The organism is Enhygromyxa salina, from assembly GCF_002994635.1.
Lineage (GTDB): Bacteria > Myxococcota_A > Polyangia > Nannocystales > Nannocystaceae > Plesiocystis > Plesiocystis salina_B.
Map to the genome: position 1 here is coordinate 1 of NZ_PVNL01000099.1, position 8627 is coordinate 8627.

The 8627-nt window shown below is 65.7% G+C and carries 6 protein-coding genes; 5 read left to right on the forward strand and 1 reads right to left on the reverse strand.

Translation table 11 applies throughout. The annotated features are described in order from the left end of the window. Positions 1-213: 213 nt before the first annotated feature. Together ENSA7_RS24330 and ENSA7_RS24335 are read left to right on the forward strand one after the other, a co-directional pair. Positions 214-1278, forward strand: a complete 1065-nt coding sequence (locus ENSA7_RS24330) for a hypothetical protein (protein WP_106091734.1) — start codon at positions 214-216, stop codon at positions 1276-1278. A gap of 205 nt (positions 1279-1483) precedes the next feature. Beyond that, positions 1484-1903 carry a hypothetical protein gene (locus ENSA7_RS24335; protein ID WP_106091735.1) on the forward strand — a complete coding sequence of 140 codons (420 nt, stop codon included), beginning with the start codon at positions 1484-1486 and terminating at the stop codon, positions 1901-1903. A 96-nt stretch (positions 1904-1999) separates the two neighbouring features. On the opposite strand, the gene ENSA7_RS24340 is transcribed toward ENSA7_RS24335, so the two are convergent. Next, complete coding sequence (locus ENSA7_RS24340) at positions 2000-2965, reverse strand: hypothetical protein (RefSeq protein ID WP_106091736.1); 966 nt, start codon at positions 2963-2965, stop codon at positions 2000-2002. Between the two features lie 1071 nt (positions 2966-4036). On the opposite strand from ENSA7_RS24340, the gene ENSA7_RS24345 reads away from it, so the two are divergent. The 3 genes from ENSA7_RS24345 to ENSA7_RS24350 form a co-directional block, all read left to right on the forward strand. Further along, positions 4037-5806, forward strand: a complete 1770-nt coding sequence (locus ENSA7_RS24345) for a hypothetical protein (protein WP_106091737.1) — start codon at positions 4037-4039, stop codon at positions 5804-5806. Position 5807: 1 nt separating this feature from the next. Continuing rightward, on the forward strand, positions 5808-6152 hold the full coding sequence (locus ENSA7_RS42480; RefSeq protein WP_146158080.1) for a hypothetical protein: 345 nt from the start codon (positions 5808-5810) through the stop codon (positions 6150-6152). Between the two features lie 1512 nt (positions 6153-7664). Further along, on the forward strand, positions 7665-8627 hold a 963-nt coding region (locus ENSA7_RS24350), incomplete at its 3' end, for a serine/threonine-protein kinase (protein WP_181234057.1).

The window sequence follows — 8627 nt, forward strand, 5'->3', positions numbered from 1 at the left end:
GATCTCGCCAGTTTGTTTGGGGACGCTGGGGGTGGGGCGAAGAAGCCCAAGGACAAGCAGAAGGACAAGGGTAAGCGCAAGAAAGAGAAGAGCGCGCGCCGCAAGAACCGGCGTAAGTAGGAGTCACTCCCGAGGGGCAAGGCGCGCCAGTGCTGGTGCTGCCGGGCTACATGACTGGGGTTGGCTCAGGCTCGAATGGGTAGGATACCGACCATGGACTGGAGCGTGCTCGAGGTCGATCCCGGTCGCACGCTCGAGCGGGCCTTGGTCGACGACCCCCGCGACCGCGAGGCATGGGCGATCTATGCCGACTTCATCTCGGGCTACGCTCCGCGCTTCGGCGAGCGGATCCTGCTCGAGCTGCACCGCGACGCGAGCCAGGCTGACGAACGCGCCATGTGGACCGCGCGGGTGCGGGACCATGATCGCCGCCACCGGCGCGAGTGGATCGACCCGGGCCTCGCCCGCCTGTTCGATCGTCGCGGCAAGGCGCCCAAGGGCGTGGACCTCGACTGGCGCTTCGGATTCATCTTCGGCCTGCGCCTCGACGGTGGCATGCATCATGACGAGCCCGGCCTCGACGCTTCACTGGCGGCCGTGCTCGAGTCGCCGCTCTCGCGCTTCATGGCCCAGCTGTCCGTCGACTTTGGCACGCGGCCGTCGACCGAGCGCGACGGGGTTCGGGCCTTGATCCGCGCGTCGTCGTCCCGGCTGGCCCTGAGGGAGCTCCGCTACAACGATGGCCATGGGCTCTCGCAGATCGACGAGCTACTCGCGTGGGCGCCGAGGCTCGAGCGCCTGCATGTGCACGGGCGCCTGCGTGGCAAGACGCTCGAACACGCCCGATTGCGGGAGCTGAGACTGCAAACCCACGAGGAGCCGCTGCAGCTGCAACTGCGCCGTCCGGCCCAGCTCCCGCGCCTCGAGTCCCTGGCGATCGTCTCGCGGGCGAGCGACCGCGCTGAGACGCTGGCGAGCTGCGTCCGAGCGTTGTTAGACGGCGCCGAGCTCACGGCGCTCGAGTCTCTCGCCCTCGTGCTTCCCGAGGCCGGCGAGTGGGTCGTCCATGAGCTGGCAGCAATTGGCCTCATTCAACAGCTTCGAGTGTTCGAGATCCCAAATAGCGGGTTCGGGCCCATCGCCGCCGGCTGCCTCGGCACCCTCAGCCGTCGGGGTCAGCTCAATCGCCTCGAGCGCCTGGCGGTGCCGGGACACGACATGCACCCGGCTTCGCTCAGGCTCATGCAAGCGCAGCCGTGGGAGCTGGTCCTCGAGTAAATCCAGCTCGCTGTGGCGACTGGGCCAATCGTCGACCGCTCAGCTCGAGCGCGTCGAGCAGGCACGCCCGAGCGACCCCACCAGGCGTCATTGACCCACGCCCCCCGCGTGGCAAAACCCCGCCCGCTCGAGTCTGGTCGAATCCTTCAGTGCGGTCAACTCGCGCCCATCGTATGCTCCCACCAACTCGAAGGAGAAAGACAGCATGAGCATTGCAAAACTCGCAGCAGGAGCCCAGAGCAGCAGCGGCTACGGCGTCGACGCCTGGCTCGACATCAGCCTCGAGCCCATGACCAAGGTCTGGCAAGGCATGGGCGGCGCCAGCAACTTCTTCTTCAGTGAAGAAGACGCCCGAGAGGCGCGGGGGTCCTACATGGGCACCAACCCCTATCGTTTCGCCGAGACCCTATGGCGGCTCGCACAGGTCAGCCCCAGCGCCAAGTACGGCTACCGCAGCGGCATCGCCGAGTTTGTCGTGGATCTCCCGGTCGCCGCGGCGGTCGGCATCTGCCACGCCAACTCCTCGCTCGGGTCTGGCTCGGTGTTCCAGTATTACATCCCCGACTGGGACAAGGCTCTGTACCGCACAGGCCGAACCTACACCTTCAAGCAGACTGCCTACTGATCCATCCCGACAAACTCGGGCTCGACCTTTGCGTCGTTCGAGTCCGAGGCAGCGCAGCGGAACCCGAGCCTGACGGAGACGCCCGAGCGTCCCCGCTCAGAACCGACCGACGACCGTCACGCCGTCGAAGCTGGGCGCAACCGAGAGTTCGACCCTGCCACGCTCGCGCCTGCGTTCACGCTTTGCGATCCCCACGCCAGCGGCCAGCGCGAGCGCGCCACCGATCTGCAACGCCCCGAGCCCACCGGTCGCCATGGCCATGAACAGCGGCGCATCGGGCCCGGCGGCGTGGATCCACGGACCGACCACGGGGATCAGCAACCGGTCGCGGGTCCGACGAGCGAGCGCGTCGCCGGGTTGGTCCTGCCAGATCGCCAAGCCCACGGCGGCCGACAAGATGTACCCGACCCCGAGCAGCCCGGTCCCGGCGACCAGCGGAGACTGAGCCTTGTTGCTGAGCCGTCGATGCTCGGGATCACGGCGGCGGAGCACATCGCCGTAGCTGACCATGCCCACACCGACGCTCAGCGCCGCGCCGCCGAGCTGGATGCCCGCGAGGTTGCAGCCAATTCCGATCGGACAGCGGGAGCGAATCGTGGGCCACATCAGCGCCGTCCCAAGCACAGCTGCGCCACCCAGACCAGCAAGGACGCCGCCTCCGGCGAGCATCGGCTTGGCCAAATGGTCCTTCCCACGACTGTTCTTGGCCAGCGCTCGGCCGCCGACTCCGGCGAGCACCACCCCCTGGAGCGTGGCCATGCCGCCGACGGTCATGCCGAGGGTGACGCCCATGGTCCCGCCAGGACGGGCGAGCCCGAGCAAGCCAGTGGTCCCGGCGGTGGTCCACAAGATCGCCGAGCCGAGACCATGGGTGACGCCCGAGGCGATGACCAAGCCGCTGCCCTTGGTCCGACGGGGGCGGGTTGCGTCCGCGGGCGCCGGACCCTCGACGGGGCTGGGCAGGGTCAGCGCGACTGGATCAGAGGCAGGGTTCGTGGTCGGGGGCGCGACGCCGAGCCACAGTGAAGCGAGCAAGCCAAGCATGCTCAGCTGGTCCCGCATCGGCGCTAGCGGTTCATTCTCGAGTCACGAGCGAGCCGTGAGGGCGCACGACCGCGGGGAGTGAACAAAACGGACGGCGACGATCTGCGCCTGAAACTGCGCGATGTGGGGCACCGCAGCGTCATCCACACCCACTCCCGCAGCCCGACGACCCGAGCTTGGCCACGCTTCGGACGTTTGCGAGACAGCAGCGTCCCTCGGGTTGGTGTGGCTACAGCGGTCGAGACCGCGACGGCACGCAGCCGTGATGCTCTCCACGATCGCGTTCGACTCGGGACCGGTCTGCCGAGACGGCGCCAGGTTGGCGCTGCGAGCCGTGAATTCACTGCATGCCGACGTGCGGCTGTACGTGATCTGAGAGCCGGTGTGGGAGGGCGATATCCAGGCCAAGGCCGAGCGCGCCGCGAGCGAATATGAACCCACACCGGGCGACCGGCAGCTTTGGACACCCGACCTGGAGATCGCCCGGGCGCTCCGCGGTCCCCCTGGGTCGGGGGACGGGCGAGCAAGACCACGCCAGCGGCGACGTGCCGTGGGACCTGTACGCCGCGTACCCGCCGGGAGTTCGTTGGGAGGCCGGAGCACCCGCGCCGAGCCCGAGCGTATGGGTGAGCCCGGTGGTTCGGGAGGACGTGGAGGATGTAGCCCCTGTTCGGCGATGTAGGGCACCGCGTTCTCGCTCTTGCCTTCGCTTCAAGATGCAGAGTTACCCACACCCATTCACGCAGCCCGACGAGCCGTGCTTGGCCACGCTTCGGACGTCTGCGAGACAGCAGCATCCCTCGCGGTTGGCCCGGCTGAACGCGACGGTATGCAGCCGTGATTCTCTCCACGACCCCGTTCGACTCGCTATATCCAGATCACCGCCCGCGGCCCCTTGCGCGTCTCGCACCGTGATGGTAGGTTCAGCCAACTTTGCGTGTGCTGTTGCTGACTCGATCAGACGTCCAACGTTGGGACGGCCTCGTCCATCTCTGGGCCGCGCCGTCGTTGCCCAGAATGCAGTGCCTCTGGCTCGCCTGGTGATTGCTGCGTATAGCGACGAAACTGGATCCGCTGAGGATTGAACCCATGTTTCACTTCGTCCCCAATCTCAAGCCCTACACACTGGTCGAGGACGCCGACGAAGGCCGCTTCGACGCGTACCTACTCTCGGCCGACTATACCCGGGGGCTCGCCGATCTAGCCGGTCTCGTCAGAACCGAAGGTCGGGTGCTGATCGCCGACAACGGCAACATGGACGTCTTCCGGGGCATTGGCAAAGAGTTTGCGGCCGACGCTGCCAAACTCGACAATGACCGTCGCGCATGGGAAACAGCGAATGGCCGCTATGCGAGACCCCAAGACCTGCCCGTGGAGCTGTCGAGTCGGTTTCGCACCCTCGCCCAAGCGATGGCGGTGAGGAGCGAGTCGATTACCACGGACGCGTTCGCTCGCGACGCGGTCCGCCGTCAGGTATCGATCGATCCGAGCCTGCTCGTCGGGATGGAGGATCTCACCGTGGGCACCATGGGTGGGCTCAACCTCGAGCCAGAGTATGTCGACCTCCCCGCGAGCTTTTTTGAGGAACGAGCGCAGCGGGCCGTGACCTTCACACGGCGAACGATCGACGGCGAGTTTGGCGAGGTGGATGGCAAGGTTCTCGCTGGACTTCACGCGCTCGATTACGACTCCGCCGTGCTCGCTGGCCGTGTCGCCGCCGAGGCAGGGCTCGACGGGATCACTGTAGGGTTGTTCGGGGCCCTCACCGATCGCAACTATGTCGACTATCGCGTCGAGGACGGCCAGGTCATTGAGCTAGCGGCGACGGTCCCGCGGCCCTACTTGCGTGTCATCGAGATTTCAGCGGGGGTGCTCGAGGGCTTTCGCCGAGTTGGGCGCCCGCGCCCCGCGTTCCACGCGCTCGGCGTGGGCACGCCGATCTTGTTGCCGCTTCTGTCGCTGCTCGGACAGGGCGAGAACTACTTCGCCACAGACAGCACCGCCCCGATCGTCGATGGCTGGTCGAGCCCGACGATCAGCCTCTACGTACTCGATGAGGCAAGCGCGGCAAATGTGACCACATTCACTGAGGAGGCCGCCGCGTTTGTCGACGACGGATTTTCGCAGTTCTACCAGCTATTCGCGGGGGACAACCCGTCAATTGCAGACGCTCGGCTGCTGGCGCGAACCGTTCTCGACCAGACGGGCGCGGTCGGGCACTCGATTGCGCAAGTCTTGGGCAACCTGTCGTGCCACGGTATCCCGCCCGAGTTCCTCGCCGAACTCGGCCCCGTCAGCGTGGATTTGGCCGAAGCGGGCGCTCGACTCGGGCTGCTCGTCGCCTACTCGGCCAACGTACTCGGGCACGCTCACTCGCTAGCGGCGGAGTCTTGGCTAGCGCGCGAGCGCAAAGCTGCAACGCGCGATGCGTTGTCGAAGGTGCCAACCGGAGTAAAGGCACAGATTGGCGCAATTGGCCAGTTTGAGAATGATGTACTCGTAGAAGTCGAAGGGCGAATCGAGAGCCTGTCCCTCGACCACGATCCCAATCCGCCCAAGTTCTCCTCGTTTGTCGTGCTCCGAGCCTTCGGTGAGGGCGCCAGCGTTCGGCTCCGCGCGCACATGTTCAGCCTGGCGAGGAACGGTCTGGTCGAGGGAGCCTGCTGCACAATTCGTGGGTTCATTCGGCGACAGCAGCCATGGCTCGAGGAGAATGAGGTCGGGATCGACATCGATCGCGTCAGCCTGTCAAAATTGCGCAAGTTGAGCTGGCTGGACGACGTCGCCTATCGCATGCGACCTTTCTTTCGGCTCTATCAAGACGAGATGAACCTCTTCAACACACCCGGGAGGGTTTGAGATGTCCTGCAAAGACGAAGAAGAAAAGAACGATGCTGCTTGGAGTGCTCTCCGGGAAGCTAACGCCTCCTTTCAGAAGGCTCACCGTAAACTCGAGAACCGACTCAAGGTAGCCGGGGCATCCTGCGCCATTGGCGCCATCGGCGCCCTCCTCGGGCCTGCTGGTCTCATCGCCGGGGGATCGGCGTGTATTGGGGCGCTGTTGGCGGCCGATGATGCGGCCGTCGACTACGACTACGCTCGCATTGTCAGCGAGATCGCATCTGACAAATACTCTCGCACGCTCACTGATGAGTTCATGTGCCTGTCGCGCTGCGGCCCGGCTGAAACACCGCCAAACTCCTAATAGCGCACGTGCCTGGCGCCATCCGCAGACTCCGCGAAAACCACCTACCACTCTTGCCACCTACCACTCTTGCCACCTACCACTCTTGAGAGTACCCGACGATCATGATGGCTGCCAGTATCAGAATGAAGACGATGAACCCAATCGGAACGGGCCCCCACATTGGTCCCCACCAAGGGCTCCACCGCCACCGCCACTGCTTTTCGTCGGGCATGCCCAAACCTATCTCAACGCCGTGACACGAGCAAGGGTAACGAACCCCTACAGAATTTTGTGACCCTCGGACGTCGCCAGTGAGGCTGGGGCGACAACAACAGTAGCTTCGCCCCCACCCGGCCGACTTCAAGGCGCCGCCTGCGCCAGGAAAGGTGCTCTCGTTGGGCGGCAGCAGCCGTTGCGTAAACCCATGAGGTCGGTTGGACATCAATTGTGTCTCGGAGCCGGGCGCGCAAGTCGAGCCCTTGCGCGGAGACTCGAGCAGCCAACTCCTCGAAATCGGGAAAGCCTTGCCGCTTGTGGACATTCCCAGATGAGCCCCCTACCACTCGCTCGAATAGCCAACAATCAGGAAGGTCGCCAGCATCACAATGGTGAAGATAAACCCAACCGGAATCGGCCCCCACATCGGGGCTTCTTCGCCACTGCCACGGCTTGTCTTCGACCATGCCCGAACCGTATCTCAACATCATCACGCGAGTAATGACCAACATCAAAGAACTTCCTATTCAGCGACGACGTAGAAATAAAAGAACGCTCCCGCCAACCCAACGACGAGGAGCATGAACGCGACGGGAATCGGCCCCCACATCCATCCCCACCAGGTGCTCTTGTGCCATCGCCACCGCGAGTCCGCCATCATCCGCGGAAGCTACGCGAGGTGCATGCGATGAGCAAGCGCCTCCCTACCCGCCCCCGACAGCACCATTCCAACGCCGCACGTCCAAGTTCTCGCACCCACGGCGTTCAGCCCGCCGCACATGCCACCAACGCGATCGTCGACCCGCTACCACGCCTGACATCCGCCAACGTGCCTGATGGCGAGCACCAAGTCGCTGGGAGGCCGGAGCACCCGCGCCGAGCCCGAGCGTGTGGGTGAGGCCGGTGGTTCGAGAGAACGCTCTCGAGGATCAGCTCCGCGCGATGAGCAAGCCGCCCGAAGCTGCGACTGCGCGATAGGTGTCAAGGGTCGGCAGGACTGATCGCGCTCAGTTCGGCAGGACTGATCGTACTCAGCTCGGCAGGACTGACCGCGAGTTCGGGCGTCGCAAAACCAAGCCAAGCTCGACCGTCGCACTCGCGGCGCGGCACGACGCGGCGCCGTGGACACGACCCCCAACGGAGCGACCAAGCACGAAACAAGAAGAGCGCGCACCACCAGCGAGCCCTCGTTCTGCACACTTTGCGATGCCGCTCACGTTGCTCACACAAAATAGCAATACCAACATCTGCGGTCCTCGCTCAGCGGATCTTTGTTACGCTGATTCGGAGCCCGCTAGTGTTGGAAGTCATGCCATGAGCACCCCGCTCGATCACCTGCAGCCAGACACGGTCGTGGCCCACCGCTACCGGGTGGTGGGCTATCGCGGCGATCGGGGCTTTGGCCAGGTCTACGAGGCTCACGACTCGGCGATGGAAGCCCGCGTCTGCGTGATGCGGCTCGATCGCGAGTTCAGCCACCCCCGCGTGCGCGAGAGCTTCTTCGAGACACGCAGCACCGCGCAGGTCGAAGACTCCCGCGTGGTCGACTTCATCGACTACGGCGAGGACCTCGACGGCCGCCTGTTCCTGATCACGCCCTGGGTCGACGACGCCGTCGGCCTCGACAAGCTCGACGCGGCGCTCACGTGGCCGAGAATCAAGGCGATCATCGAGCAGGTCGCCGGGGCGCTGACGGCCGCCCACGACAAGGGCGTGCTGCACGGCGCGCTCGGGCTCTCGCGGGTCCTGCTCGACCCCGGTGACGGCGTCCACGTCGTCGACTTTGGCCTGGCCCCCGCGCTGACCCGGCCCGCTGGCCAACCGGTCACCAACGTCAGCCCCCTGGCCGGCAACACGGCCTACCTGGCCCCGGAGCAGGTTCGCGACGAGACCCCAGACGCCCGCGCCGACGTCTACGCGCTCGGCGTGATGTTGTGGGAGCTGGTCGCTGGCGCGCCGCCGTTCGTGGGAGATCCGGTCGAGGTCGCCAACGCCCACGTCACCGCTCCGCTGCCCGAGCTGATCCGACGCGGCGCCCCGGCCGAGATCGAGGCGCTACTGCACGTCGCGCTGGCCAAGCACAAGGACGAGCGCCTCGCGACCGCGCAAGAGTTCTCGATGCTGCTGCAGGCCATGCCTGCCCAGGTCGAGGCCGCGCCGCGACAAGCTCGAGCTGTCGCGCCGCAGCCGTCCGTCACCGTCTCGCGCACCCCGACCGCGCCGATCGCCCCCGCGCCCAAGCCCGCGCCATCGCCCGCGGGTCCGGGGTACCTGAGC